Source organism: Gaiella sp. (genome assembly GCF_035710885.1).
GTDB lineage: Bacteria > Actinomycetota > Thermoleophilia > Gaiellales > Gaiellaceae > Gaiella.
Genome location: NZ_DASTCS010000047.1, coordinates 1 through 24,994 on the forward strand (window position 1 = coordinate 1; position 24,994 = coordinate 24,994).

Genomic DNA, 24,994 nt, shown 5'->3' on the forward strand with positions numbered 1-24,994 from the left:
GTTCCTGTTCGGCGACGAGGACGCGATGATCCAGGTCGACATGTCGGAGTACATGGAGAAGCACTCCGTGTCCCGGCTCGTCGGCTCGCCTCCCGGCTACGTCGGCTACGACGAGGGCGGCCAGCTCACCGAGGCCGTCCGCCGCAAGCCCTATTCGGTGCTGCTCCTCGACGAGATCGAGAAGGCGCACCCTGACGTGTTCAACATCCTCCTCCAGATCCTCGAGGACGGGAAGCTGACCGACGCCCAGGGACGGAAGGTCGACTTCCGGAACACGATCGTGATCATGACCTCGAACATCGGGGCCGCCCAGATCTCCAAGAACCAGTCGCTCGGCTTCGCGATCGGCGACGAGCAGGGCCTCACGTACGAGGACATGAAGTCGCGCGTGATGGGCGAGCTGAAGAAGGTCTTCCGGCCCGAGCTCCTGAACCGGATCGACGAGATCATCGTCTTCCACAAGCTCGAGAAGAGCGAGATCCTGCAGATCGTCGACCTGATGATGAAGCGCCTCCGCGACCAGATGTCGGTGCACGGCGCGATGGTCGAGCTCACGCAGGCCGCAAAGGAGCTGCTCGTGGAGGAGGGCTACGACCCGGCGATGGGCGCCCGGCCGCTCCGGCGCGCGATCCAGCGCCTGATCGAGGACCCGCTCGCGGACTTCGTGCTCGGACGCGAGCTGGCCGAAGGATCCACGATCGTCGTCGACCGTCGCGAGGACGCCGGCCCCGACGATCCGAAGGTCGAGATGCGGGTGATCGAGGGCGAAGTGCAGCCCGAGCCCGTCACCGTGCCGCCGGAAGAGCCGACGGACGCGCAGGAGGAGCCCGGGGAGTAGTCCACCGCACCACTCAGGTGCGGTAAGCCGTACGCACGGCGGGCGATGCGGGTCGTACCCTCCTCCGAGGCCGCCGCTGGCGGCACGGACGACGAGGAGGAGCCCTTCCGATGAGCGCCCCATCCACGGCGCGGCCGCGTTACCGCGACGCGCTCCCACAGCTCGGTCGCGTCCCGTTCCTGGCGGACGGCGGGATCGAGACGACTCTCATCTTCCACGACGGCCATGAGCTGCCCCATTTTGCGGCCTACGACCTCCTCACCCGTGATGGGGGCGAGGACGCCCTCCGTCGGTACTTCGAGCCCTACGTCCGCATCGCGCTCGACCGCCGCGTCGGGATCGTGCTCGAGACGCCCACCTGGCGGGCGAACCCCGACTGGGCCGATCGCATCGGCCACTCGCCCGAGGAGCTCGCGGAGCTCAACCGCAGCGCAGTGGCGCTGCTCGAGAGCCTGCGCGACGAGCTGGAGACGGACCTGACCCCGATCGTCGTCTCGGGCTGCGTCGGGCCGCGGGGCGACGGCTACCTCGTCGGCGAGACGATGAGCGCGGACGAGGCGGCCGCCTATCACGCACCCCAGATCGGGACGTTCGCCGACACCGCCGCCGATCTCGTCACCGCGATCACGATGACGTACGCAGACGAGGCCGTCGGGGTCGTGCGGGCCGCCGGCGACGCCGGGATGCCGGTGGTGATCTCCTTCACGGTGGAGACGGACGGGCGCCTGCCGAGCGGCCAGCCGCTCCGGGAGGCGATCGAGGAGGTCGACGGCCGCACGGGCGACGCGGCAGCCTACTTCATGGTCAACTGCGCCCACCCGTCCCACTTCTACGACGTGCTCGAGCCGGGCTCGGCCTGGACCGACCGGATCCGCGGGCTCCGCGCGAACGCGTCACGGCTGAGCCACGCCGAGCTCGACGCGGCCGAGGAGCTGGACGAGGGCGATCCGGAGGAGCTCGCGCACGAGTACGTCGCGCTGCGGGAGCGGCTCCCGTGGCTGACCGTCCTCGGGGGCTGCTGCGGGACGGATCATCGTCACGTCGATGCGATGAGCCGCGCCTGGATCGGCCTGTAGGAGTGCCCGGCTTCGGCCGGTGCGCGGCGAGGCAGGTGCCCGGGGTGGGGCCAGGCACCTGCCTCTGATGGCCGATGCCACGAGATCGTCGGTGCCACAGGACGCGCGAGATTGTGGCATTGGGCCATCTAGTCTCTCGGCATGGAGATCCGGCACGCCGAGCCGGCGGACTACGGAAGGGTCATCGGCCGGGTGAACACCTGGTGGGCGGGGCGCGACATGGCGCCGATGCTGCCGCGGCTCTTCTTCGTCCACTTCGAGGGCACGAGCTACGTCGTCGACGACGAGGACGGGCAGCTCGCGGCATTTCTGATCGGCTTTCTCTCGCAGACCGATCCCCACGAGGCGTACGTGCACTTCGTCGGCGTCGGGCCGGAGCGCCGCGGCGAGGGTCTCGGCCGTCGGCTGTACGAGCGCTTCTTCGCGGACGCGGTCGCGCACGGGCGGACGACCGTGCGTTGCGTGACCTCGCCCCACAACGAGGCGTCCGTCGCCTTTCATCGGGCACTCGGCTTCGACGTGGAGAGGATCGCGCGCGACTACGACGGCCCCGGCGAGGACCGGGTGCTGTTCGTCAAGCGCCTGGCGTAGGGACGTTTCTGGGCTGCGGGCGTGCATGCCCGCCGACTCGCGTCCGGCGCCGTCCCGCGCGCCGGTGGGCCGACAGGCGTCCGCTACCGTCAACTGCTCGATGTCGAGCCCGTTCCTCTCGACCGTGAGCCGCCCGCGGCGGCGAACCCGGAAGACGCTCGTCGGCGTTGCGCTGGTGGCCGCGCTCGCGCTGCTGCTCGCCGTTGCGTTCGGTGTGCTGGCACTCGTCGAGCGGAGCTCGCTCCCGCGTGGGACGACCATCGCCGGTGTCGAGGTCGGGGGGATGACCGAGGACGAGGCGCGCGCCGCCGTCGTGCGTGCGGCAGCGACCGAGGTCACGCGGCCGATCCGCCTCGTGGCGCCCGGCGGGCGTATCGCCTCGACGAGGGGCAACCAGCTGAGTGCGGAGCCGCTCGTCGACGAGGCACTCGACGCGGCCCTCGAGCGGGGGACGGTCGGACGCGTTCTCGCCCGCGTGGGCATCAGGCCGGGTCCCGACGTCGACCTCGCGTATCGGCTCGCACCGGTCCCCGTCGCGAAGCTGGCGGACCGACTCGATCGCCGGTTCGGCAAGCCCTGGCGGGATGCGGGGGTCGTGGTCGCGGACGATCTGCGCGTCGTCACGGCGCGTTCCGGGACGGGAGTCGACCGGGGGGCGCTCCGCCGGGCTCTTCGCACCCTTCCCTCCAGGGTCGAGCTCTCATTCGTGCCCGCGCTCCCCGTCGTCTCGACGGCGGAAGCCGAGGCGGCAGTGGCGCGCATCGAGCGGCTGCTCGACGGGCCGCGTCGCGTCCGCTTCGGCATCCGCGAGTCGACTCTCACGCCGAAGCGGCTGCGTGCGCTCGTGCGCACCGAGCGCCAGGACGGCACGCTCGGGGTATTGCTCGATCCGAAGGGGCTCGGGGCGTCGCTCCGGCTGCGGCTGGGGGACTACGAGGTCGCGCCCCGCGAGGCGACGTTCGCCGTCGGCCCGGCGGCCGTCCGCGTCGTGCCCTCCAGGCCCGGCCGTGCCCTCGACGTCGAGCGGATCGGGCGCTCGCTCGTCTCCAACCTGGAGTCCACCGTCCACCTGGGGCGCTTCACCAAGACCCCGCCCGCGTTCACGACCGAGGACGCCGAGAAGCTGGACATCCAGGAGCTCGTGTCGGAGTTCACGACGTACTACTCGTGCTGCCAGCCGCGGGTGACGAACATCCAGCGCGCCGCCCAGCTGCTGGACGGGACGATCATCCGCCCGGGCGAGGCGTTCTCCCTCAACGAGGCGCTCGGCAAGCGCACCGTCGAGAAGGGCTTCGTCGCCGCGCCCCAGATCTTCGACGGGCGACTCGAGGACGCGGTCGGAGGTGGGATCAGCCAGGTCGCGACGACGCTCTACAACGCCGCGTTCTTCGCGGGCGTCAAGCTCGTCGCCCACCAGGCGCACCAGTTCTACATCTCTCGGTACCCGATGGGGCGCGAGGCCACGGTCTCGTGGGGAGGCCCCGAGCTCGTCTTCCGGAACAACTGGCCGGCGGCGATCCTGATGAAGGTGACCGCCAGCGACTCGGCGATCACCGTGCGCTTCTACTCGCGCAAGCTCGGCAGGCGCGTCGAGACGACGACGGGCGAGCCGTATTCCCCGGTCGCGCCGAGGACGATCACCAGCTCGAACCCGTCGTTGCCGCCGGGCACGACGAGCACGTTGCAGTCCGCCGGCGCCTCGGGATTCACCGTGCAGTACACGCGGAAGGTGTTCAAGGGCCCGAAGCTCCTTGCGAACGAGCACTACACGGTGCGGTACGACCCGCAGAACGCGATCGTCGAGATGGGCCCGCCGAAGGCGAAGCCGAAGGCAAGGCCGAAGCCGACGCCGGAGGATGCGCCCGAGCCGGGACCGGAGGAGACCGATCCCGCCGAGCCGCCCACCAGGGACGGCCCCGCCGCGGGCGCCGAGTAGGGCGCTGTCAGTTGCGGCGCAGCTCGATCAGGGCATCCGAGGCGTCGTGGTCGACCTGGAGCGTCGTATGCGTGATGTCGAACCGGTCCGCGAGCGCGCGCTCGATGTCTTGCCGGAGACCGTGGCAGTCCTCGCCCCGGCCGACCAACACGTGCGCGGAGAGCGCATCGAAGCCCGAGGTGATTCGCCAGACATGCAGGTCGTGCACGCTCGTCACGCCGGGGACCTCGACGATCGCGCGCGCGACCTGATCCGCATCGATCCCGGACGGTGTCTGCTCCATCAGGATCGCCGTCGAGTCGCGGAGCACGCTCCACGCACTCGCGACGATCAGGACCGCGATCGCGAGCGAGACGATCGGGTCGATCGTCGTCCAGCCGGTCAGCAGGATCACGAGCGCCGCCGCGAGGACGCCGACCGAGCCGAGGACGTCGGCGACGACGTGGCGGAGCGCCGCCTCGACGTTGAGGCTCTCCCTGGCCGAGCGCATCAGGATCCCAGCCGAGACGACGTTGACCGCGAGGCCGACTGCGGCGACTGCCAGCATCCAGGCGCCCAGGATCTCGGGCGGGTCGCGGAACCGCTGCACTGCCTCCCAGGCGATCCACCCGCTGACGAGCACGAGCGTCAGCCCGTTCACGAAGGCGGCCAGGATCTCGGCCCGCTGGAAGCCGAAGCTCCTGCGCGGCGTCGACGGTCGTTCCGCGAGGGTCAGCGCGACGAGCGCCAGACCGATCGCGAACGTGTCGGAGAGCATGTGGCCGGCGTCCGCGAGCAGCGCCAGGCTCCCGGTGAGAAAACCGCCGACGACCTCGACGGCCGTGACTCCGACGGTGAGCGCGAGCACTGTCCCGAGCGCACGGCGCGACGCGCTGCGGTGGTCGTGGGCGTGGTCGTGGCGCCCCCCGTGAGCGTGGGCGTCGGTGGTCACGAACGGAGCATAGGCGCCCGGATTCATGTCACCGTGGCACGTACCGTTGTCACTTGTGACGACATCCGTCCGAGGCTTCGACTACCCTGCGCTCATGGCCAGGGTCATCGTCCAGTTCAGCTGTAGCGAGTGCGGTGCGACCACCGGCCGTTGGCTCGGGCGCTGTCCCGGGTGCGGCGCGTTCGGAACCCTCGTCGAGGAGCTCCACGGGAGGGACGGCCAACCGTCCGCCGGCTCCGCCCGTGCCCCCGCGCGCCTCGGCGACGTCAGGGTCGAGGAAGCGTCGCGCATCTCGACGGGAGTGCCCGAGCTCGACCGTGTGCTCGGTGGAGGGCTCGTTCCTGCGTCGCTCGTCCTGCTCGGTGGGGAGCCGGGCGTCGGTAAGTCCACGTTGCTGCTGAGCGCGCTCGGTGCGGTCGCGCGCAGCGGACGGCAGGCGCTGCTCGTCACGGGCGAGGAGTCGGTCGCGCAGGTGCGCCTTCGCGCGGAGCGTCTCGGCGGCGTCGACGACGTTGCGATCCTGGCCGAGACGGAGCTGGAGGCCGTCTGCGCCACGCTCGAGCGCGAGGCTCCGGCCGTCTGCGTGATCGACTCGGTGCAGACGCTGTACGCGAGCGAGCTCGGATCCGCGCCCGGGTCGGTCGCCCAGGTGCGGGAGGCCGCCGCTCGCCTCCTTCGGGTCGCGAAGCGAAGCGGGGTGGCCACCGTGCTCGTCGGTCACGTGACGAAGGACGGTGCGGTCGCCGGCCCTCGCGTGCTCGAGCACCTCGTCGACTGCGTGCTCCAGTTCGAGGGCGACCGTTACCACGCGCACCGAATCCTCCGCGCGGCGAAGAACCGGTTCGGGTCGACGAACGAGCTCGGGGTGTTCGAGATGACGGCGGCAGGGCTCGTCGGCGTCCCCGATCCCTCGACGCTCTTCGGCCGCAGCGAGGCCGGGGAGGTGGGTGCGGCCGTCGCCGTCGCGTTGGAGGGAACGCGCCCCATGCTGCTCGAGATACAGGCCCTCGTCTCGCGCACCGACCTGGCGATGCCGAGGCGCGTGGGCACCGGTGTCGACCCCAAGCGCCTCGCGATGATCGTCGCGGTGCTCGCGCGGCACGCAGGTGTGCCGCTCGGCGCGGCGGACGTCTTCGTCAACGTCGCGGGCGGTGTCCGCATCGACGAGCCGGGAGCCGACCTCGCGGTCGCCCTCGCGATCGCCTCCGCCGCCCGGGGCGTGCCCTTGCGCGAGAGCGTCGCGGTGTTCGGCGAGATCGGCCTCACCGGCCGGCTCCGCACGTCCGCGCAGGGCGAGCGGCGACTGGAGGAATGCGCCAAGCTGGGGATCTCCGTCGTGGTCGCCCCGGAGGGCACGAAGGGAGCCAACGGGGCTCCTCGCGTCGTCGGTGCCACGACGCTCCGGCACGCCCTCCGCGCCGCTCTCGAGCCGGCCGGATCCGCACCCGAGGAGGCGTGATCGACGCGCGCCCAAGACGAGCCGAGAGACGCTCCAGGCGGCGTAGCAGTGCCGTTTCTTCCGGTAGAATGAGCCCACACGTCGGCGGATCCAGGGCCGGCGCTTTTTCGTGAGTCAGGCGCATACAAGACCGGACGACGGGAGGGCTCTAGGCGTGTTCGATGTCGGCGACAAGGTCGTGTACCCCCATCACGGCGCGGGGACGGTTGTCTCCAAGGACGTCAAGCTCGTGCTCGGGGAGGAGCGCGAGTACCTGACGATCAAGATCCTCCACAACGAGATGACGGTCAACGTTCCCGTCGACAACTGCGACAAGGTGGGGCTGCGTGGAGTCATCGATCTCGAGATGGTCGAGGTCGTCGTCAAGGTCCTGCTCGGCGGCTCGACCGAGATGCCGAAGAACTGGAACCGCCGGTTCAAGCACAACCGCGACAAGATGAAGACCGGTGACATCCTCGAGCTCGCCGAGGTGGTGCGGAACCTGGCGCTGCGCGACCACGAGAAAGGCCTCTCGACCGGCGAGAAGCAGATGTACGTCAAGGCGAAGAAGATCCTCGCCTCCGAGCTCATGTACGCAAAGGACATGACCGAGGACCAGGCGCACGAGTGGCTCGAGGAGGTGCTCGCCAACCCGGCCAAGGGCAAGCGGGCGAAGGCGAAGCCGAAGACCGCAGCGACGGCCACCGCGTAGCGAGCGCAAGCGCACTTCCCGCCTTCGGCGAGAAGGGCCGGGACAGGGGCCGACGTGGGGAGTGAGCTTGGTGGATCCGGCGGGGCCGGAACTGCGACGTGGGCGATCCTCGTCGCCGCCGGACGGGGCTCGCGGCTCGGGGGCGATCGCCCGAAGGCGTTCGCGGCGCTCGCCGGCCGTCCGCTCCTCGCGGAGAGCCTCGAGCGGCTCGACACCTCGGACTGGATCGAGGCGATCGTCGTCGCGGCCCCCGCGGACTGGGAGGAGCCCACGATCCTCCTTGCCGAGGAGCTCGTCGCATCGAAGGTCGCCTCGGTGGTGACGGGCGGCGCGACACGTGCAGAGTCCGTCCGGAACGCGCTCGCGGAGGTGCCCGGCGACGCGCTCGTGGTGCTCGTCCACGACGCCGCGCGCCCGCTCGTCGACGACGCGGTGATCGAGCGCGTGCTGAGCCGGCTTGCGGAGGGAGTCGACGGCGTCGTGCCCGGCCTGCCGTTGGCGGACACCGTCAAGCGGATCGAGGGTGGGCTCGTGGCGGAGACGATCGACAGAGGCGCGATCGTGGCCGTGCAGACGCCGCAGGCCTTCCTTGCCGAGCGCCTGCGGGCCGCGTACGCAGGCGATCTCCACGGTGCGACGGATTGCGCCTCGCTGGTCGAGCGCATGGGAGGCCGAGTCGCCGTCGTGGCGGGAGACCCCCGACTCGTCAAGGTGACGGCGTCGGAAGACCTCGAGCTCGTCTCCAGTCTCCTCGCCGCCGGCTGAGATGGCCGTCCGAGCCGTGTTCTTCGACGTTGGCGAGACGCTGGTGGACGAGGAGCGTTGGTGGCGCGTCGTCGCGGACGCCGCCGGGATCGGCCCGCACGTGGTGTGGGCCGCTCTCGGCAAGACGATCGAGCGCGGGGAGGAGCACTGGGGCCTCTGGCGGCACCTGGGCGTCGAGCGTCCCACCGAAGCCTGGGACAGCGTCCAGTACTCCAGCGACGACCTGTACCCGGACGCCCTCGAGTGCCTCGAATGGTTGCGAGGTAGCGGCCTGGTGGTCGGGATCGCCGGCAACCAGAGCGCCGCTCTGGAGGAGTGGGCGCGTGCCGAGAACCTCCCGGTCGACATCGTCACGGGCTCGGCGAGCCTTGGCGTCCGCAAGCCGGATCCGGCGTTCTTCGAAGGGCTCGTTCGTCTGGCCGGGTGCGCCGCGAGCGAGGTCGCCTACGTGGGCGACCGCGCCGACAACGACGCGCGGCCGGCTCTCCGGGCGGGTCTCGTCGCGATCCACCTGCGACGCGGCCCGTGGGGCCGGCTCCAGGAGACCCCCGGCGGCGCCGTCGCGATCGAGTCGCTCGCCGAGGTCCCCGCGGCGCTCGGGCTCGATCAGCGATGACGGGTCGACCGCGCGAATCCCTGCCCCGTCGTCGCCTCGCCCGCGGGCGGCTCGCCCATCCACGTCCATTGGGGCATGCTGAGACGGTGCGGGCCACCTGCATCATCGCCTTCCTCGCCGTCGTCCCCGTGGCGTGCGGGTCGGCTGCCTCCGTCGACCCGACTCGTACACGGTGGTGATCTGGCGCCAGGGGCGCGTCTTCGCGGGCGTGCGCGCCGCGGGGGTCTTGCGGAGTCGGACGATCGGGCTCGCACGTGCCCAGGCCCGGCGTATCGCCGCAGAGCTCGACCGGGTCGGGCCGTGAGCGACCTGCGGGTCGGTCTCGGTGTGGATGCGCACGCGTTCGGCGACGGCGTCCCGCTCGTCCTCGGGGGCGTGACCGTCGACCATCCGCGCGGGCTCGTCGGGCACTCGGACGGAGACGTCGTCGCTCACGCGCTGACGGATGCGCTGCTCGGCGCGGCCGGCCTCGCCGACATCGGGGCGCTGTTCCCCTCCGACGACGACCGCTACCGCGGCGCCGACTCGCTCGTGCTGCTGGCCGAGGCATATCGGCAGGTCCGGGAGGTGGGCTTCGCGGTGGTCAACGCCGACTGCGTCGTGATCGGCGAAGAGCCGCGGATCACCCCTCACCGCGAGGCCATGCGCGATCGGCTGGCGGGCGCGCTCGGGGTCGGAAGGGAGCTCGTGAACGTGCGGGCGACCACCACGGATCGCCTCGGGTTCACCGGGAGGGGCGAAGGCCTCGCCGCGCAGGCGGTCGCGCTGCTCCGATCTGCGCAATGAGCGGGATACGCGTCCCGGGCGACGCTCGCCCGAACCCTTCGGACGCGCTATGGTCAGAGGAGAACGTCCCTTCGAACAGGAAGGGTTGACGTTGGAGCAGAGTCCACCGGACTGACCAGACCGCGCACGTCCCGCTCTAGCGGCACGTGCGCAGGCCGCGGGGTCCGTTCGCGGCCGCATCACATACCGGAGCCCTCCGGCGACGCGGCGCACGGCGCGCGTCCCGAGGCTCTTCGCCCTCCCGGGTGCGCCGACGGGCCGTAGCGACGCACCCGGGAGGGCACTCTCTCGTGTGGGTGACGCCAGGGAGGCACGTGCGGGTCGAGCACGAGCATCACTACGACGTTCCGCTCCAGACCGGGTTCGCGTACATCACCGACCCGGCCAACTGGCCCGCGTACTGGCCCGGCCTCGTGCGCGTCGAGCCCGGCTCTCGTTGGGGCGCCCCGGGTGACAAGACTCGCCTTCGCGTTCGCCTCCTCGGCCGCGAGGTGGAGCTCCGGATGCGCTTGCGCAGGTTCGAGCGGAATCGGGTAGTCGAGTACGAGAGCAGCCAGGACGGGCTGCCCGACGCGCGGCACGAGCGTCATTTCGACGCCGCCGGCAGCGGGTTCCGGTACAGGCTCGTCGTCGAGTACGAGCCGAGACCGGGGCTCCGCGGGCTCTACGACCGGGTCATCGTCCGGCGCGGCATCGAGCAGGCCCTGCGCCGCACAGCCACCAACCTCGAGCGCGAGCTCGCAGCGGCTGCCTAGAGCGCAGCGGGCAAGGTGAAGGACACCCGCGCGCCACCGCCGGGGCGGTCCTCGGCCCAGATGCGCCCGCCCTGCGCCTCCACGAGGCCCCGCGCGATCGCGAGGCCGAGGCCCGAGCCGCGCGCCGAGCGGGCCGGGTCGCCGCGCCAGAAACGGTCGAACATCCGGATCCGGGCCTCCTCGCCGAGCCCCTCGCCGGTGTCCTCGACGCTCACCTGAACCTGCCCGTCGCGCTGCTCGACGCGGACAGCGACCGAGCCGTCCGAGGGTGTGTGCCGTAGCGCGTTCGTGAGCAGGTTGAACAGCACGCGCTCCACCTTCTCCGGCTCGCAACGGGCGCTCAGGTCGCCCGGGACGCTGGCGGCGAGGCCGATACCGCGCCGCCGTGCGTCTGCCTCCACGCCGCGCAGGCAGGACTCGACCATCGGCTCGAGCGGCGCCGCCCGGAGCTCGAGCGTCAGCGCGCCCGAGTCGATCCGGGCGAGCTCGAACAGGTCGTCGACCAGCGACGTGAGCAGCGTGACCTGCTCACGGAGCACGGGCAGCGTCGTCTCCGGCTCCACGAGGCCGTCCTCCAGGGCCTCGAGCATCGCCTGCATGTTGGCGAGCGGCGTTCGCAGGTCATGGCTCGCCCACGCGACCAGCTCCCGGCGCGCATCGAAAAGCTGCTCGAGGCTTGCAGCCATCTCGTTGAACGAGGAGGCGAGGTCGGCGACCTCGGCAGGGCCCGACTCGGGCGCGCGCACCGTGAGGTCGCCGCCCGCGAGCCGCGCCGACGCGTCGCGGACACGCTCGACGGAGCCCACGATCGATCGTGCGAGAACGAGGCCGGCGACGACGGCGACCGTCGCGGAGGCAGCCGAGACGGCGAGGATCTTCACGTCGTCTCCCATGTGGAACGCGACCCAGCCCGAGAGCAGGACGGAGGCGAGCGGCAGGGAGACGGAGAGCGCGGCGAGCCCGGCGAGCTGCAGGCGGAGGCTCGGCAGGAGCCGCAGCACGAGTACCGCGACGAGGCCGACCGCCAGTGTCAGGAGCCCGACGGTGATCGCCGTGCCGATCATCGAGACGGGCATCACGGGACGACCCGGTAGCCGACGCCCCAGACCGTCTGGAGGTGGCGCGGCGCCGAGGGGTCGTCCTCGATCTTCTCGCGCAGCCGGCGGACGTGGACCGTGACCGTCCCGGTGTCGAGGGCTGCCTCGTAGCCCCAGACGCGGCTCATCAGCTGGTCGCGCCCGAACACCCTGCGCGGATGGCTGGCGAGGAACCACAGCAGGTCGAACTCCTTCGCTGTGAGCCGTACGTCCGCGCCGCCCTTCCGCACGTCACGCGTCTGGGCGTCGAGCTCGACGTCGCCGAACGCGATCCGCTCGCGGGGGAGCTCCCCCGCCCGCGCCCGTCGCAGCACCGTGCGCACGCGCGCGGCGAGCTCCCGGGGCGAGAAGGGCTTCGTCACATAGTCGTCGGCCCCGAGCTCGAGGCCGACGATCCGATCTGCCTCCTCGCCGCGCGCGGTGAGCATGATCACCGGCAGCTCGGAGCGCGAGCGGATCCAGCGGCAGAGGTCGAGCCCGTCCGTCCCGGGAAGCATGACGTCGAGCACGACGAGATCCAGCGCTTCCCGCTCGAGCAGGGTGCGCGCGTGGTCACCGTCGTCCGCCTCCAGCGTCGCATACCCCTCGCGCTCGAGGTAGCGGACGACGACCTCCCGCACGATGGGTTCGTCGTCGACTACGAGAACCGTCGCCACCGGAGCGATCGTGCCTGCGTCCTCATTACGCGCGGATGAACTCATGGCTGTTCGCCAAGCGTTCACGAAAGCGTCATCGAGAGGCAAGGGTCGCGGCCTACCGTCGTCCACGAGCTTCAGTCCGACGAGGAGGTCGTCCATGAGAAGGATCGCAGTGCTGGCTTCGATCGGTGCAGCTCTGCTCGGAGCTGTACCGGCGCTCGCCGCTGACGGCCCGGTCAAGCAGTACCCCCAGACCGTGACGCTCGGCTTCTACCGCGGCCAGGTGATCTCGTACCTGGACTTCGGGCCCGTCAAACTGGCGCGGGGCAACGCCGTCGCCCCGATCTGGGTCGTGACGAACGGCGTCGAGGCCCAGCGGAACATCGTCGACACCGTCCCCGGCCGGAGTGACTACACGCCGCTCTGGGCGGTGCGGATGGTGACCTGGAAGGACGGGGTCACCCCCCGGGTGCTCCGCTCGAAGGGCGCCGTCGACAGGGCGGTCCGCGGAGGTCAGGCGACTGTGAAGGCGGCTCCCGTCGTGGTCAACTGCCCCGTTCTCTGACCGGTTGCGTGAGGCGTGCAGCTGCGGCGCACGCACGCCTCACGTAACGTCACGGGATGGACGAGCCGATCACCGGGGGCTGCGGGTGCGGCGCGGTTCGCTTCGAGATCGACGAGCCGTTCCTGTCGGCCGGGTACTGCCACTGCACACGGTGCCAGCGGCGCACGGGGACAGCGGCGTCGGCGAACGCCCGGGCCAGGCCGGGCTCGGTCCGGATCGTCGAGGGGGAGGAGAACCTGCGCGGCTGGACGCCGGAGGGTGGACGAGAGAAGGTCTTCTGCGTGCGCTGTGGCTCGGCCCTCTTCAGCTGCGAGCCGAGGTCGGGCGACTTCACCGGAGTCAGGCTCGGCGCCCTCGACGGCGATCCGGGGATCCGCCCTCAGTCACGGTCCTTCGTGGCATACGCGGCGGCGTGGGAGGAGATCCCGGACGACGGCCTGCCTCGCTATCCCGAAGCGCGACCTGGGTACGACGAGGGCCGCTAGGTCACGCCGGCAGCCGCACGAGCCCGTCGTCGATCACGACCAGGCCGTCGCGCGCCAGCGAGCACACGGCGTCCTCGTCGAGCTCGGCCGAGACGCGGGGACCGCCGACGACGAGGCGCAGCACCGCGGCTCGCCGCTGCCGGAACGAGCCCTCGAATCGAGACTGCTTGCGCACGGGCTCTTCGCGCGTGCCGTACGAGGGGCACGCGGCGTGGAGCGGACACGTCGCGCACCGGGGGACTCGGGCGAGGCAGATCGTCGCTCCCAGGTCCATCAACGCCTGGGCTGACGCCGCAGCGAACGAGTGACGCGTGCGCCGCTCGACTCGCTCGACGTTGACGTCCCGCGGGAGAACGTCCTCTTCGAACGCGAAGTTGCGGATCGCCGCCGCCGTGTACGGGCCGACCCCGGGCAGCACCGTGAGGTCGGCGGGCCAGCCGTGCTCGGCGACCTTCGCCGCCGCTCGGTGGAGGGCGAGGGCACGGCGGTTGTAGCCGAGACCCTGCCACTCGACGATCACCTCCGCCGGCGAGGCGGCCGCGAGAGCGTCGACGGTCGGCCATCGCTGCAGCCAGCGCGAGTAGCGGGGCATAACGCGCTCGACCTGCGTCTGCTGGAGCATCACCTCGGAGACGAGGATCGCGTAGGGGTCGCGTGTCCTCCGCCAGGGGAGGTCGCGCCCCGAATCCTGGAACCAAGCAAGGAGCGCGGCGTCCATCGCCTCGACCTCGGCTAGCACGACCACCCGACCCTAGCCGCCGAACCGGCTCGCGGACACCTGGCCGATCGCCTCGCGCGGTCTGGGAGACGGCGTCCTGGTGGGGGGCGCAAGGGGTCCGAGAGAGGGAGACTCGGCTACGGGGCCGGGAGGCCGGCGCCCCGCGCGCACGAGGTGGCGTGCTCGCGTGTCAGCTCGGCGCACTGGCGACGCACGACCGCGCTGTCCGTGTAGAGCGTCGCCACGATCGTCCCCACCCCCTCGAAGCAGCGTGACTCGAGCGTCGGCGATACGAGCTTGCAGAACGTCGCGGCCGGCTTGCCACTGGCGGCATTGCTCGCCATGTCGCGCGCTGCGCCGTACACGCAGCCGCTCTCTCCGGCGTCACCTGCGATCGAGCAGAGCTCGGCGACGGCGGCGGGCTTGCCGTAGTTCGAGCCTGACGCCTGGCGCCCGTAGCTCTGGAAGCAGATCTCGCGCCACTCGGCGGCGCGCTCCGTCTCGCAGGCGCTGGCCACGGCCGGCCAGTCGTACTCGAGGCCGCGCACGAGGTTGTCCGCGACCTGCAGGTAGCAGTAGAGCTTGTAGCCCTCGGCGACGGACGGGCACGGCTCGAGCGGAGCGGCAGGGTCGAACGGCGGCGGCTTCAGGTCGAGCGAAGGGCTGAAGCTCTCCATGAACACCCCGCCGTGGCAGGACTGGCGTGACCACTGGTCGCCGAGCCGGGTGCACATCTCCAGCGAGGGCTCGACCGCATTCCCCGTCCGCAGCATCAGCCCGTGCCCGAGGCCGTGCAGGCACTGATAGCGCGTGAAGAGGGGCCAGTCCTTGCCATCCGGCTCGCACAGCGTCGCGATCAGGCGCCCGAGCTCGTCCGTCGAGCGAGCCGGGGCGAGCGCCCGCTCGAGCAGGCCGTGGTAGAAGCCGCTCCAGCACGTGGAGTCGCCTTCGGCGAGCGCGGACGCGGCGTCCCCGTCCTCGCGCGCCAGGACGGCCGCGCCGATCGCATGGGCGATACGGTGACAGCCGGCGGCGACCTCCGGTTGGGCGGCCTCGCGGCTCGCCATCAGCGCGAGCGCCTCCTTCCCGCTCGTCCGGTAGGCGACGTTCCCGAAGGCCTGCTCGAGGCAGAGCCGCTGGTCGGTCGCTTCTTCGACGCAGTCGTCCAGCTCGGTGTCGTCCGCCGTGAAGGGACCTGCTGCGGGGTGCGGGTTGAGGATGGACGCCTTCGCGGCTCTGGCTGCCGTCTCGGCCGGCTCGTCGGTCGCGAGCTCGACGGCCCCGAACGCGGTCAGCGCGAGTACCGGCAGGAGGGCGGCGGCGACGAGCGCGGTGCGCCTCAGAGAATCCTCCACGGCTGCATCGGGGAAGCATGCCTGGCCGTCCGGGTGGCCCGCCGCCGTCCGCGGCCCCTACGAGCGGCTGACGGCGCATCGCCCCGGTAACGTCATCGCGATGCTGCTCTACAACTCGCCGGTCTCCGGCAACTGCTACAAGGTGCGGCTCCTCCTCGCGCATCTCGGGATCCCCTACGAGCGGCGTGACCTGGACGTCGTCGACCGCTCGAACCGTGGCGCGGTCCTCGCCGGGCTCAACCCCGACCTCCGCGTTCCGACGCTGGTCCTCGACGACGGGCGTCCGATCGCCGAATCGGGAGCGATCCTCTGGTACTTCGGCGAGGGCACGCGCTTCGTGCCCGAGGACAGCTACGACCGGGCGAAGGTTCTCCAGTGGATGTTCTTCGAGCAGTACAGTCACGAGCCGGCGATCGCGGTCGTGCGGTTCCTCGTCGCCTACTCCGGTGAGCCCGCGAAGCATGCGGAGCTGATCGAGCGAAAGACGGCGGACGGCTACCGCGCCCTGGTCGCCATGGAGGATCACCTTGCGTCCGCGGACGGGTACCTGGTCGGCGAGCGGTTGAGCCTGGCCGACATCGCGCTCTACGCGTACACCCACGTCGCCGACGAGGGCGGATTCGACATGCGGCCGTATCCCGCCATCGGCGCGTGGCTGGAGAGGATCGCCTCCGAGCGCGGGCACGTGCCGATCGACGCATGAGCGTCCGTGTCCGGTTCGCGCCCAGCCCGACCGGGTCGCTCCACCTGGGAAACGCCCTCACCGCGGTCGCCAATCGGCGTTTCGCCGACGAGCGTGGCGGCGCGCTCGTCCTGCGGATCGACGACACCGATCCGATCCGGACGATCGAGGGCGGGGAGCAGGCGATCCTGGCCGATCTCGAATGGCTCGGCATCGCCTGGGACGAGGGGCCCGTCCGCCAGAGCGAGCGCGCCGGCCTCTACTCCGGCATGGCCAGGGCGGCGGAGCGAGACGGTGCGGCGCAGCGCGACGTCGACGGGTCGCTCCGACTCGACGGTCTGACACTGCTGCGAGCCGACGGCAGCGCCACCTACCAGCTCGCGACCGTGGCCGACGACCTGGACCTCGGCATCACCCACGTCATCCGCGGCTCGGATCACCGGCCCAACGAGGAACCGCAGCGCCGCATCGCGCGCGCGCTCGGGGGCGAGCTTCCCGAGGTGATGCACCACGGCCTCCTGCTGGGCGAGGACGGGAAGAAGCTCTCGAAGCGACACGGGCATGCGTCGGTCGCGGACTTCCGCGAGGACGGCATCCCCGCGGCCGCGCTCCGCGCGTATCTCGAGGAGCTCGGGCTGCCCTCTCACGACGTCCATCTGGACCGAGCCCGCATCGGCCGGCTTGCGATCGAGGCGATCGCCGGGATGTCGGACGACGAGCTCGCCGCGGCCGCAGACGCGCCGGTGGAGCTCGCGCGGGCGCTGCGAGGCGCACGTACGCTGGTCGAGGCCCGGGCGATTGCCCGTCAGATCGGCACGCCCGCGGCCGCAGCCCTACCCACCGATGCCCTGCCGACGCTGGAGCGCTTCGCCGAGCTCCGCATGGGCGCGCCGGATCGGCTCGCGGAGGATGACGCGCGCGCGATCGTCCGCGAGCTCAAGGCGGTCGGCGGCGACCTACGGGCCGTCCGCCTCGCGCTCACGGGGGAGCCGCGTGGCCCCGAGCTCTGGACCGTCGTGGCCGCGCTGCCGGCGGCCGAGGCGCTCGAGCGCGTCCGACGGGCAGCCGACTCCCTGTCCCACCGTTAGAGCCCGGGGTCTCCGGCCCGGGTCGCCCGCTGTCTGCTCCACGGCCGCCGTCTACGATCGGCCGATGCGCCTGCAGGACACGCTGAGCGGCTCGCTCGTCGAGCTCCCGCCCCCGCCGGAGCCGATCGGGATCTACGTCTGCGGGCCGACCGTCTACCAGCGGGCGCACATCGGCAACGCCCGGCCGTTCGTCGTGTTCACCTGGCTCGCACGTTGGCTCCGCGCGCGTGGGCACGACGTCCGCCTCGTCCACAACATCACGGACGTGAACGACAAGATCTACGAGGCTGCACCGGGTCACAGTGCCGAGCGTGCACGCGACGCAACGCGCTGGTACCTGGAGGACACGGCGGGATTCGGGCTCGAGATGCCCGACGCGCAACCGCTCGCGACCGAGACCATGCCGGAGATCATCGCCCTGATCCGGGAGCTGCTCGACTCCGGTCACGCCTACGTGGCGGACGGCGACGTCTACTTCCGGGTTGCGAGCTTCGAGAGCTACGGCGCGCTGTCCGGCCAGCGCCCCGACCAGGTCGAGGAGCAGGAGCCGAATGCCGCGAAGGAGGACCCGCGCGACTTCGCCCTCTGGAAGGCGACGAAGGAGGGCGAGGACACGTCCTGGGAGGCTCCGTGGGGCGTCGGGCGCCCCGGCTGGCACATCGAGTGCTCGGCCATGGCGGCCAAAGAGCTCGGGCCGGAGTTCTGGATCCACGGTGGCGGCCTCGATCTCGTCTTCCCGCACCACGAGAACGAGCGCGCGCAGTCGCTGTCCGTCGGTCACCCGTTCGCGCGGATCTGGATGCACAACGGCATGCTCCGCTTCACCGGCGAGAAGATGTCCAAGTCGCTCGGGAACGTCGAGACGATCCGGGACGTGCTGGACGAGTGGGGGGCGCAGACGGCGCTCGTGTTCTTCCTCACGGCGCACTGGCGCAAGCCGATCGACTTCTCGGAGGAGACGATGGCGGCGGCCCGCTCGCAGGCGGAGACGCTGAGGAACGCCTTGCGCGGCGAGACTCGGGCCACGGGCGAGTGGTCGGCGTTCGAAGCCGCCCTCGAGGACGACTTCAATACCCCTGCCGCGCTCGCGATCCTCCACGAGTGGGCGCGCTCGGGCGCCCTGGGCGAGCTGCGAAGGGGGCTCGACGTCTTCGGGCTCGGCACGCTCGGCGAGCGTCGCGAGGCGCCTGTCGACGTGGTCGCGCTCGCGGATGCGCGGGTCCGGGCCCGCGCTTCCCGCGACTTCGCCGAGGCCGACCGGCTGCGCGACGAGATCGCGGGCGCCGGCTGGGAGGTACGTGACGTGGGCGAGGGGTACGAGCTCGTTCCGCGCACGTGACCAGGGACCTCGTCTACGGCCGAAACGCCGTTCGCGAGGCACTGCGCGGGCGACGGGCCGTGCTCGAGGTCTGGGCGAGCGAGCGTGCCCTCGCGACCCTCGACTGGCTCGCAGAGGCGCCTCGTCCTCACGTTCGCCGCGAGCGTGAGCTGACCGAGGCCGCCGGCTCGCCCGACCACCAGGGAGTCGTCGCGTGGTGCGAGCCGTATCCGTACGCGGACGCCTGGGAGCTCGCCTCGGCGCAGCGCCCGCTGCTCTGCTGTCTCGACCAGGTCACCGACCCGCGCAACCTCGGTGCCGTCGTGCGCAGCGCCGCTGGAGCGGGAACGACGGGGGTCGTCCTCCCGGCGCACGGCGCCGCGGCCGTGACCGCGGCCGTCTGCCGCGCGTCCGCAGGCGCCGTCGAGCACCTGCCGGTCGCCGTCGTCCCCAACCTGGCCCGCTACCTGGCGGAGATCAAGGGCGACCGGCTCTGGACCTATGCCGCTGCGGCCGACGGCGAGTCTCCGGTCTGGAACCTGGATCTCACCGACGGGACCGCTTTCGTGCTCGGCGCAGAGGGCAGAGGCGTGCGCCCGCTCGTGCGCCGCAGCTGCGACGCGACCGTCTCGATACCGCTCGCTCCGGGGGTCGAGTCGCTGAACGTGAGCGTCGCCGCGGCTGTCCTGCTCTTCGAGGCCCGCCGGCAGCGCCTCACATCGACCTCAGCTGGAGGTTGAGAGATGCCCGAGGCGACCCTCTACCTGTTCGACGGCTCCAACCTGTTTCACGCGGGCCGGTACGGAGACCGGGACGAGTTGGTCGACGAGCTGGCGAGCTTCGTGGCCGTCCGCGGGGCACGTGGCGTCGTGGTCTTCGACGGCACGGGGCCCGAACGGGAGGTCGGGGCGTTGAGCGTGCGCTTCGCCCCTCATGCCGATACGGTGCTCGAACGGCTCGCCGCAGATCGGCGTGATCGCGAGGTGGTCCTGCTCGTCACGTCCGATGCAGCGGTGCAGGGGACGAGCGGCCAGCAGGTGAGAAAGCGTGGGTCCATCGAGTTCCTGGCCGAGCTGTCGGCACTCTCCCATCGCGAGGACGTCGCCAGCCGGCTCGGCGAGCGGGTCGACCCGGAGACCAGGGCGCGCCTCGAGCGGCTCCGGCGCGGCCAGCCCGACTGAACCCCCGAAAGCACGTCACGACCTTCACCCGTGCGCTCGAATCGGCGCCACCGCTGCTGTCGAACACACGTTCCTATTACAATGGAACTTGCGCAAAAGGGTTGTAACGCTCGCGCAATGGTGCTAGCTTCCCCCTCGACCTGAGGGTGAGGCTTCCTCTGGCCGGATCTGTGAAGACCAGGCGAGACACCACGAGAGGGGAGAGCGAGATGGCCGTCCGGACCGCCGTAGCACCCAAGACGCCGCAGAAGCTGCAGCGGGAGCTCGAGGATCTCCAGCTCGTCCTCAGGGCCCGCAACGGTAGCGACGCCGCGCGCGACGAGCTGATGCGCCGCTACCACGGGTTCGTCCGGCTCAAGGCCAGCTCCTACTTCCTGGCAGGCGGGGACGCAGAGGATCTGATCCAGGAGGGGATGATCGGGCTCTTCAAGGCGATCCGCGACTTCCGGCACGACAAGGAGACGTCGTTCCGCTCGTTCGCCGAGCTGTGCGTCACCCGTCAGATCATCACGGCGATCAAGTCCGCGACGCGATACAAGCATGCCCCCCTCAACACGTACATCTCGTTCAGCCACACGCCCGCCGGGCAGGACTCGGACGGCGAGTGCACACTCGGCGACGCGCTGCCGGGCCCGTCCATCGACGATCCCTCCGTCAGGGTGGTCTCGACCGAGGAGCTGCAGGCGCTCGTCGGCTGCCTGGGCACGAGCCTCTCGGGGCTCGAGTCGGAGGCTCTTCGCCTCTACCTCGACGGCCACTCCTACGAGTCGATGGCCGACGAGCTGGCGTGCGACTGCAAGACGATCGACAACGCCCTCCAACGCGTGAAGCGGAAGATCCTCGCCCACCAGGCTACGCGCGCCGTGCCCGCCTGAGATCGCGGCCCGCCCCGGCGGGCCGGCTGTGTCAGCGTGCGGCTTCCTGCTCCCGGCGAGCGGCCGGTGGTGCGAGCTCGTCCTCGACTTCCTGGACGAGCTCGAGGTGAAGGTCGAGGAGCCGGCGCAGGAAGCGGATCACGAGGAGCAGGTTCTCACGTCGGTGGGGGAGCGCCTCCGCCCGGAGCTCTGCATCGTCGAGCTGCGCCGAGAGCTCCGCGACGTCGTCGCGGAGCGTGCCGATCGTGTCCCGTGTGATCTCGGCCCCGACGAGGTCCGTGATCATGACCCGGAGCAGGGCCTCGCTCTTGAGCGGCGTGAAGCGCACCGGTGTACGAGCCCATTCGCGAAGGGCCTCGCGCCCTCTGTCCGTGAGCGTGTAAACGGTGCGCTCGCGGGTCCTGCCGGGCTCCTTGCGCGCGTCGAGGTACCCGAGCCTGGCCAGGCGCTTCGGCTCGGCGTAGTACTGGCTCTCGCCCGCCCAGTCGAGCATCCGCCCGCGACGGGCCCAGCGCAGCAGGTCGTGGGCGCCCGCGCCCGTGCGCCCGACGAGACCGAGGATCTCGTACGAGAACAGGCTCAGCTCATCTCTTGACATAACTACGCTTCATAGTTTATACCTACGGAACATAGTTTAGCTCAGGAGGTGGAGAACAATGGCTTCCATGACCACGCCCACCGGCAGCGCCGAGCGCTGGGGCCCGCGTTGGGGCACGCGGCCCGACGAATGGTCGGCGACCGAGGAACAGCAGCTCCCCACCTACGAGGAGGCGATCCGCCGCCTCGGGATCGGGTCGGGTCAACGCGTGCTCGAGGTCGGGTGCGGGTCCGGCGTCTTCCTGCGCGCGGCCGCCGACCGCGGCGCTCACGTGACGGGCCTCGATGCGTCCGAGACGCTGGTCGACCGCGCCCGCGCGCGCGTCCCGGAGGCCGACCTCCGCGTCGGCGACATGCAGTTCCTGCCGTTCGCGGACGACACCTTCGACGTGGTCGCGGGCTTCAACTCGTTCTTCTTCGCCGACGACATGGTCGCCGCACTGCGCGAAGCGCGTCGCGTCGCCGTGCCCACCGGCTCGGTCCTGATCCAGGTGTGGGGCAGGCACGAAGCCTGCGATCTCGACGCGATCAAGCCGATCGTGAGGCCGTATTTCCCGGGCGCCGATCCCGATGCGCCTCCGCCGCCCTCGCTCGCCGAGCCCGGTGTGCTCGAGCGGATCGCGGGCGCGGCCGGGCTGGAGCCGAAGACCACCTTCGACATCTCCTGGGCGTACGTCTACCGCGACGACGACGAGCTCACGCGCTCTCTGCTCTCCGCGGCCGGTGTCGGCGATGCCGCCGGGGACCGGGAGGACGAGGTGCGCGACGCCCTGCTCGAGACGCTCGCGCCGTTCCGGCGGGAGGACGGCGGCTACGTGCTCGAGAACGAGTGGCACTTCCTGCTCGCCGCAGCCTGACCGCCCGGTCAGCGCTGTGCCTGGCTCGTGGGCTGGCCCGGCTCGTCCCACCGCTCCCAGCGCACGAGCTCTGCCACCGGTAGGCGTCTCTGCGTGAGCCGCGAGACGACGGCGGTCTCGCGTGGATCCGGTGCGGGGTGCCCGATCGTGACGAGGCAGACGAAGTGGACGTCGTCGGGCACGCCGAGGAGCGTCTCGACCTCCGGAACCTGCTCCGGCAGGACGCCGTAGACACCCGTGGCCAGGCCCGCGTCGATCGCGGCGAGCTGCAGGAGCATGAAGGCGGCGCCCGCGTCGACGTACCAGTACGGAGCCGGCCAGCCGATCTCCTCTCCGTCACGCAGCTTGTCGGGCCGGCGGTAGCGCTCGTGGTAGCTCTCCTCGCGCGTGCCCACGAAGACGTGGACGGGCGCCGTCGAGATCCAGGCCTGCCCGCCGGCGGCGACGTACTCCTCCTCGCCCGCCAGGCGGGCCAGCTCCCTGCGGGTGTCGGCCTCGGTGACCACGACGAGCCGGTGCCCCTGGCTGAAGCCGCCGCTCGGCGCCCGGCGCACCGTCGAGACGATCCGCTCGATCACCTCACGCGGGATCGGATCGGGCAGGTAGCTGCGTGTCATCCGGCGCCGCCCGAGGATGTCGGCGAGCTCCAAGAGCCGGAGAAGGGATTCGAACCCTTGGCCCCCGCTTTACAAGAGCGGTGCTCTGACCAGCTGAGCTACTCCGGCGCGCTCTGTCGATGGTAGACGGCCCGGCAGCCGATGGGCTCCGAAGCACGATCTGGTCTGGGGGTCGGGGTTGCGGCGCCCGACCCCCAGCTCTGTCGGCCCTCAGGCGGCGAGCCTCGCGGGCGCGGCCTCCGCCGCGGCCGGAACCTCCTCGCCACGCTCGTGCTCGAGGCGCGGCAGCCACTCGAGCCAGCGCGGCAGGTACCAGTTCCAGTCGCCGAGCAGCGTCATGGCCGCCGGGAGCAGGACGGCCCGCACGATCGTCGCGTCGATCAGGACCGCCGTCGCGAGGCCGACGCCGAACTGCTTCAGCATCACGATCGAGAGCGTCGCGAAGATCCCGAACACGAAGACCATGACGATCGCCGCGCTCGTGACCACGCCTGCCGTCGTCTTGATGCCGTGCGCGACCGCGTCCTCCGTCTTCATCCCGCGGTCGTACGCCTCCCTGATCCGGCTCAGGATGAACACGTGGTAGTCCATCGAGAGGCCGAAGAGGATGACGAACAGGAACACGGGCATGAACGCCATCACGCCTCCGGAGTAGTCGAAGTCGAGGATGCCCTTCGCCCAGCTCCCCTGGAAGACGAGCACCAGGACGCCGTACGCGGCCGCGACCGACAGCAGGTTGAGCACGATCGCCTTCGCCGCGAGCACGATCGAGCGGAACGAGACCAGCAGGAGCACGAACGCGAATGCGAGCACGAAGGCGAACACGAGGGGCGCGGTCGAGCGCATCGAGGTGTCGAAGTCCTTCGAGATCGCCGTCGTCCCGGTGACGCCAACCTCGGCGCCGTCGAGCGCACCGACCGTGGCCGGGACGATGTCCTCTCGGAGCGACGCGAGGGCGGCGTTCGAGGCCGCGTCGGTGCCGGTGCCGTCGATCGGCAGGTCGATCTCCGCGACCGTGCGATCTGCGTTCACGTCGACCGTCACGGGCTCGTGGAAGCGTCCCGTCGCGAGCGCCTGCTTCTGCAGCTCCGCGACCGCCGACCGGACGTCGGGCGCGTCGGTCGAGGCCGTCTCGACGACCACGATCGCTGGAGCCTGCTCGCCGGGAAACGCCTGCTGGAGCCGGTTGTACGTCTGCACGGCCGGCAGGTCCTGCGGCAGCGCCTCCGCACCCGGCACGACCGTCTTCATCCCCAGCGCCGGCAGCGCCAAAGCGACGAGGACCGCGGTCGCGGCGATCGCCGAGACGAGCGGCCTGGCCAGCACGCGGTCGAGGATCCAGCCCCACATCCGCCCGCCCTCGGGCCGCTGGCGGCTGTGGAGGAAGGGCACGCGGGCCTTGTTGACGCGGTCTCCGAGCCACGAGAGGAGTGCCGGGAGCACCGTCAGCGAGCCCAGCACCGCGATCGCGACGACGAGGATCGTCGCCATCGCGAACGAGCCGAACGTCTCGTCGCCGGTGAGGAACATCCCGGCCATCGCCGTCATCACCGTCAGGCCGGAGATCAGGACGGCACGACCCGAGGTGGCGGCCGCGGACTCGAGAGCAGCGCTCTCGCTCTTCCCTGCCGCGCGCTCCTCGCGCTCGCGCTTCAAGTAGAACATCGAATAGTCGACCCCGACGGCGAGCCCGATCAGGAGCACGATCGCGCTGATGTTCTCGTCGACGGGCCAGAGCTGGCTCGGGATCGCGAGCAGGCCCATCGTCGCCATCACCGCCGAGAGCGCGAGCAGCAGCGGGATTCCCGCGGCGACGAGCGCGCCGAACGCGATCACGAGGATCACGATCGTGACCGGCAGCGAGAGCATTCCGGCCCGTTCGAGGTCATTGGCGAACTTCTCGTCGAGCTGCTTCTCGGCGCTGACCCCGAACTCGTCGATCGAGAGCGCGGGATGCCCGGCGGCCGCCGCCTGGACGGCGTCGATCACCGGATCGATCTTGTCGACGGCCTTCTCCGAGTCGCCGCGGATATCGAAGTTGACGATCGCGGAGTGGCCGTCGGCCGAGATCTGGGCGCCGTTGCCGGCGGCGTACGGGCTCTCGACGTTGGCGACGACGCCCAGGGCGGACACCCTGCGCAGGACGTCCTCGACGGCCGCCCGGAACGCGGGGCTGCTCGCCGTGAGCGACTCGCTCTGGACGAGCACGGTCTCGCCGGCGGGCTGCTCGAACCCGTCTTCGAGGATGCGGGCTGCCTTCCCGGACTCGCCCGGCAGCGTGTCGTTGTCGCCGAGCTGCTCGGTGCCGATCGCCCCGCCGATCACGACGGCTGCGACGACGAACGCGAGCCAGCCGAAGATCGCCGTCTTGCGGTGGCGAGCGCTCCAGCGACCCATGCGGGCCGCGATGTTGTTGCTGCGCTTCAGAGGTGACATGGGGATCTCCAGGTGCGGTTGGGTTGGTGTGCCGAGGCTGT

General features: G+C 71.1%; 28 protein-coding genes and 1 tRNA gene. 20 read left to right on the forward strand and 9 right to left on the reverse strand.

The window, feature by feature from the left end:
* The 4 genes from VFO26_RS11270 to VFO26_RS11285 form a co-directional block, all read left to right on the forward strand.
* A partial coding sequence (locus VFO26_RS11270) for an AAA family ATPase (RefSeq protein ID WP_325115080.1) occupies window positions 1-838 on the forward strand: 838 nt, incomplete at its 5' end.
* Between the two features lie 110 nt (window positions 839-948).
* Window positions 949-1,914 carry a homocysteine S-methyltransferase family protein gene (locus VFO26_RS11275; RefSeq protein ID WP_325115081.1) on the forward strand — a complete coding sequence of 322 codons (966 nt, stop codon included), beginning with the start codon at window positions 949-951 and terminating at the stop codon, window positions 1,912-1,914.
* A 141-nt stretch (window positions 1,915-2,055) separates the two neighbouring features.
* The gene (locus tag VFO26_RS11280) at window positions 2,056-2,505 is read left to right on the forward strand and encodes a GNAT family N-acetyltransferase (RefSeq protein ID WP_325115082.1); all 450 of its coding nucleotides are present in this window, start codon (window positions 2,056-2,058) and stop codon (window positions 2,503-2,505) included.
* Between the two features lie 100 nt (window positions 2,506-2,605).
* Window positions 2,606-4,441, forward strand: a complete 1,836-nt coding sequence (locus tag VFO26_RS11285; RefSeq protein WP_325115083.1) for a VanW family protein — start codon at window positions 2,606-2,608, stop codon at window positions 4,439-4,441.
* A 7-nt stretch (window positions 4,442-4,448) separates the two neighbouring features.
* Here VFO26_RS11285 and VFO26_RS11290 read toward each other — a convergent pair whose 3' ends face one another.
* On the reverse strand, window positions 4,449-5,372 hold the full coding sequence (locus VFO26_RS11290; protein WP_325115084.1) for a cation diffusion facilitator family transporter: 924 nt from the start codon (window positions 5,370-5,372) through the stop codon (window positions 4,449-4,451).
* Window positions 5,373-5,466: 94 nt separating this feature from the next.
* Here VFO26_RS11290 and radA point away from each other — a divergent pair, with 94 nt between their 5' ends.
* The 7 genes from radA (at window position 5,467) to VFO26_RS11325 (ending at window position 10,444) form a co-directional block, all read left to right on the forward strand.
* On the forward strand, window positions 5,467-6,831 hold the full coding sequence (radA, locus tag VFO26_RS11295; protein WP_325115085.1) for a DNA repair protein RadA: 1,365 nt from the start codon (window positions 5,467-5,469) through the stop codon (window positions 6,829-6,831).
* 154 nt (window positions 6,832-6,985) lie between these two features.
* Window positions 6,986-7,522: a CarD family transcriptional regulator gene (locus VFO26_RS11300; protein WP_325115086.1), complete on the forward strand. Its 537-nt coding sequence runs from the start codon at window positions 6,986-6,988 to the stop codon at window positions 7,520-7,522.
* Between the two features lie 54 nt (window positions 7,523-7,576).
* Window positions 7,577-8,287, forward strand: coding sequence for a 2-C-methyl-D-erythritol 4-phosphate cytidylyltransferase (gene ispD, locus VFO26_RS11305; RefSeq protein ID WP_325115087.1), 711 nt, complete (start codon window positions 7,577-7,579; stop codon window positions 8,285-8,287).
* A gap of 1 nt (window position 8,288) precedes the next feature.
* A complete protein-coding gene (locus VFO26_RS11310; RefSeq protein WP_325115088.1) occupies window positions 8,289-8,903 on the forward strand; it encodes an HAD family hydrolase in 615 nt (204 codons plus the stop codon).
* Between the two features lie 172 nt (window positions 8,904-9,075).
* Complete coding sequence (locus VFO26_RS11315) at window positions 9,076-9,207, forward strand: hypothetical protein (RefSeq protein WP_325115089.1); 132 nt, start codon at window positions 9,076-9,078, stop codon at window positions 9,205-9,207.
* Window positions 9,204-9,689, forward strand: coding sequence for a 2-C-methyl-D-erythritol 2,4-cyclodiphosphate synthase (ispF, locus tag VFO26_RS11320; RefSeq protein WP_325115090.1), 486 nt, complete (start codon window positions 9,204-9,206; stop codon window positions 9,687-9,689). Before VFO26_RS11315 ends, ispF begins: the two co-directional genes overlap by 4 nt.
* Before the next feature lie 296 nt (window positions 9,690-9,985).
* Window positions 9,986-10,444: an SRPBCC family protein gene (locus tag VFO26_RS11325; protein WP_325115091.1), complete on the forward strand. Its 459-nt coding sequence runs from the start codon at window positions 9,986-9,988 to the stop codon at window positions 10,442-10,444.
* Here the strand turns inward: VFO26_RS11325 and VFO26_RS11330 are convergent.
* Together VFO26_RS11330 and VFO26_RS11335 are read right to left on the reverse strand one after the other, a co-directional pair.
* On the reverse strand, window positions 10,441-11,520 hold the full coding sequence (locus tag VFO26_RS11330) for a HAMP domain-containing sensor histidine kinase (protein ID WP_325115120.1): 1,080 nt from the start codon (window positions 11,518-11,520) through the stop codon (window positions 10,441-10,443). The two genes, VFO26_RS11325 and VFO26_RS11330, sit on opposite strands and share 4 nt — an antisense overlap.
* Window positions 11,520-12,197 carry a response regulator transcription factor gene (locus tag VFO26_RS11335; protein ID WP_325115092.1) on the reverse strand — a complete coding sequence of 226 codons (678 nt, stop codon included), beginning with the start codon at window positions 12,195-12,197 and terminating at the stop codon, window positions 11,520-11,522. The genes VFO26_RS11330 and VFO26_RS11335 overlap by 1 nt, the downstream gene beginning before the upstream one ends.
* 139 nt (window positions 12,198-12,336) lie before the next feature.
* Between VFO26_RS11335 and VFO26_RS11340 the strand changes: the two genes are divergently transcribed.
* Together VFO26_RS11340 and VFO26_RS11345 are read left to right on the forward strand one after the other, a co-directional pair.
* On the forward strand, window positions 12,337-12,744 hold the full coding sequence (locus tag VFO26_RS11340; RefSeq protein WP_325115094.1) for a DUF7482 domain-containing protein: 408 nt from the start codon (window positions 12,337-12,339) through the stop codon (window positions 12,742-12,744).
* Between the two features lie 56 nt (window positions 12,745-12,800).
* The gene (locus tag VFO26_RS11345) at window positions 12,801-13,229 is read left to right on the forward strand and encodes a GFA family protein (protein WP_325115095.1); all 429 of its coding nucleotides are present in this window, start codon (window positions 12,801-12,803) and stop codon (window positions 13,227-13,229) included.
* Window position 13,230: 1 nt separating this feature from the next.
* On the opposite strand, the gene VFO26_RS11350 is transcribed toward VFO26_RS11345, so the two are convergent.
* The gene (locus VFO26_RS11350; RefSeq protein ID WP_325115096.1) at window positions 13,231-13,968 is read right to left on the reverse strand and encodes an A/G-specific adenine glycosylase; all 738 of its coding nucleotides are present in this window, start codon (window positions 13,966-13,968) and stop codon (window positions 13,231-13,233) included.
* Window positions 13,969-14,084: 116 nt separating this feature from the next.
* Window positions 14,085-15,302 (reverse strand): hypothetical protein, encoded by a 1,218-nt coding sequence (locus tag VFO26_RS11355; RefSeq protein ID WP_325115097.1) that lies wholly within the window; start codon window positions 15,300-15,302, stop codon window positions 14,085-14,087.
* A gap of 100 nt (window positions 15,303-15,402) precedes the next feature.
* Between VFO26_RS11355 and VFO26_RS11360 the strand changes: the two genes are divergently transcribed.
* The 6 genes from VFO26_RS11360 (at window position 15,403) to sigH (ending at window position 20,446) form a co-directional block, all read left to right on the forward strand.
* On the forward strand, window positions 15,403-16,005 hold the full coding sequence (locus tag VFO26_RS11360; protein WP_325115098.1) for a glutathione S-transferase family protein: 603 nt from the start codon (window positions 15,403-15,405) through the stop codon (window positions 16,003-16,005).
* On the forward strand, window positions 16,002-17,072 hold the full coding sequence (locus tag VFO26_RS11365) for a glutamate--tRNA ligase (RefSeq protein WP_325115099.1): 1,071 nt from the start codon (window positions 16,002-16,004) through the stop codon (window positions 17,070-17,072). The genes VFO26_RS11360 and VFO26_RS11365 overlap by 4 nt, the downstream gene beginning before the upstream one ends.
* Before the next feature lie 64 nt (window positions 17,073-17,136).
* On the forward strand, window positions 17,137-18,411 hold the full coding sequence (cysS, locus tag VFO26_RS11370) for a cysteine--tRNA ligase (RefSeq protein ID WP_325115100.1): 1,275 nt from the start codon (window positions 17,137-17,139) through the stop codon (window positions 18,409-18,411).
* Window positions 18,408-19,130: a 23S rRNA (guanosine(2251)-2'-O)-methyltransferase RlmB gene (gene rlmB, locus VFO26_RS11375; RefSeq protein ID WP_325115101.1), complete on the forward strand. Its 723-nt coding sequence runs from the start codon at window positions 18,408-18,410 to the stop codon at window positions 19,128-19,130. The genes cysS and rlmB overlap by 4 nt, the downstream gene beginning before the upstream one ends.
* A 3-nt stretch (window positions 19,131-19,133) precedes the next feature.
* Window positions 19,134-19,571, forward strand: coding sequence for an NYN domain-containing protein (locus VFO26_RS11380; RefSeq protein WP_325115102.1), 438 nt, complete (start codon window positions 19,134-19,136; stop codon window positions 19,569-19,571).
* Window positions 19,572-19,780: 209 nt separating this feature from the next.
* Window positions 19,781-20,446: an RNA polymerase sporulation sigma factor SigH gene (gene sigH / locus VFO26_RS11385; RefSeq protein ID WP_325115103.1), complete on the forward strand. Its 666-nt coding sequence runs from the start codon at window positions 19,781-19,783 to the stop codon at window positions 20,444-20,446.
* Window positions 20,447-20,477: 31 nt separating this feature from the next.
* Here sigH and VFO26_RS11390 read toward each other — a convergent pair whose 3' ends face one another.
* Window positions 20,478-21,044: a hypothetical protein gene (locus tag VFO26_RS11390; RefSeq protein ID WP_325115104.1), complete on the reverse strand. Its 567-nt coding sequence runs from the start codon at window positions 21,042-21,044 to the stop codon at window positions 20,478-20,480.
* A gap of 67 nt (window positions 21,045-21,111) precedes the next feature.
* On the opposite strand from VFO26_RS11390, the gene VFO26_RS11395 reads away from it, so the two are divergent.
* Window positions 21,112-21,900, forward strand: a complete 789-nt coding sequence (locus VFO26_RS11395; protein WP_325115105.1) for a class I SAM-dependent methyltransferase — start codon at window positions 21,112-21,114, stop codon at window positions 21,898-21,900.
* Window positions 21,901-21,908: 8 nt separating this feature from the next.
* Here the strand turns inward: VFO26_RS11395 and VFO26_RS11400 are convergent, their stop codons facing one another.
* The 3 genes from VFO26_RS11400 to VFO26_RS11410 form a co-directional block, all read right to left on the reverse strand.
* A complete protein-coding gene (locus VFO26_RS11400) occupies window positions 21,909-22,550 on the reverse strand; it encodes a nitroreductase family protein (RefSeq protein ID WP_325115106.1) in 642 nt (213 codons plus the stop codon).
* A 1-nt stretch (window position 22,551) separates the two neighbouring features.
* Window positions 22,552-22,625: transfer RNA gene (locus VFO26_RS11405), tRNA-Thr, on the reverse strand.
* A 102-nt stretch (window positions 22,626-22,727) separates the two neighbouring features.
* Window positions 22,728-24,953, reverse strand: a complete 2,226-nt coding sequence (locus tag VFO26_RS11410; protein ID WP_325115107.1) for an MMPL family transporter — start codon at window positions 24,951-24,953, stop codon at window positions 22,728-22,730.
* Window positions 24,954-24,994 lie beyond the last annotated feature (41 nt).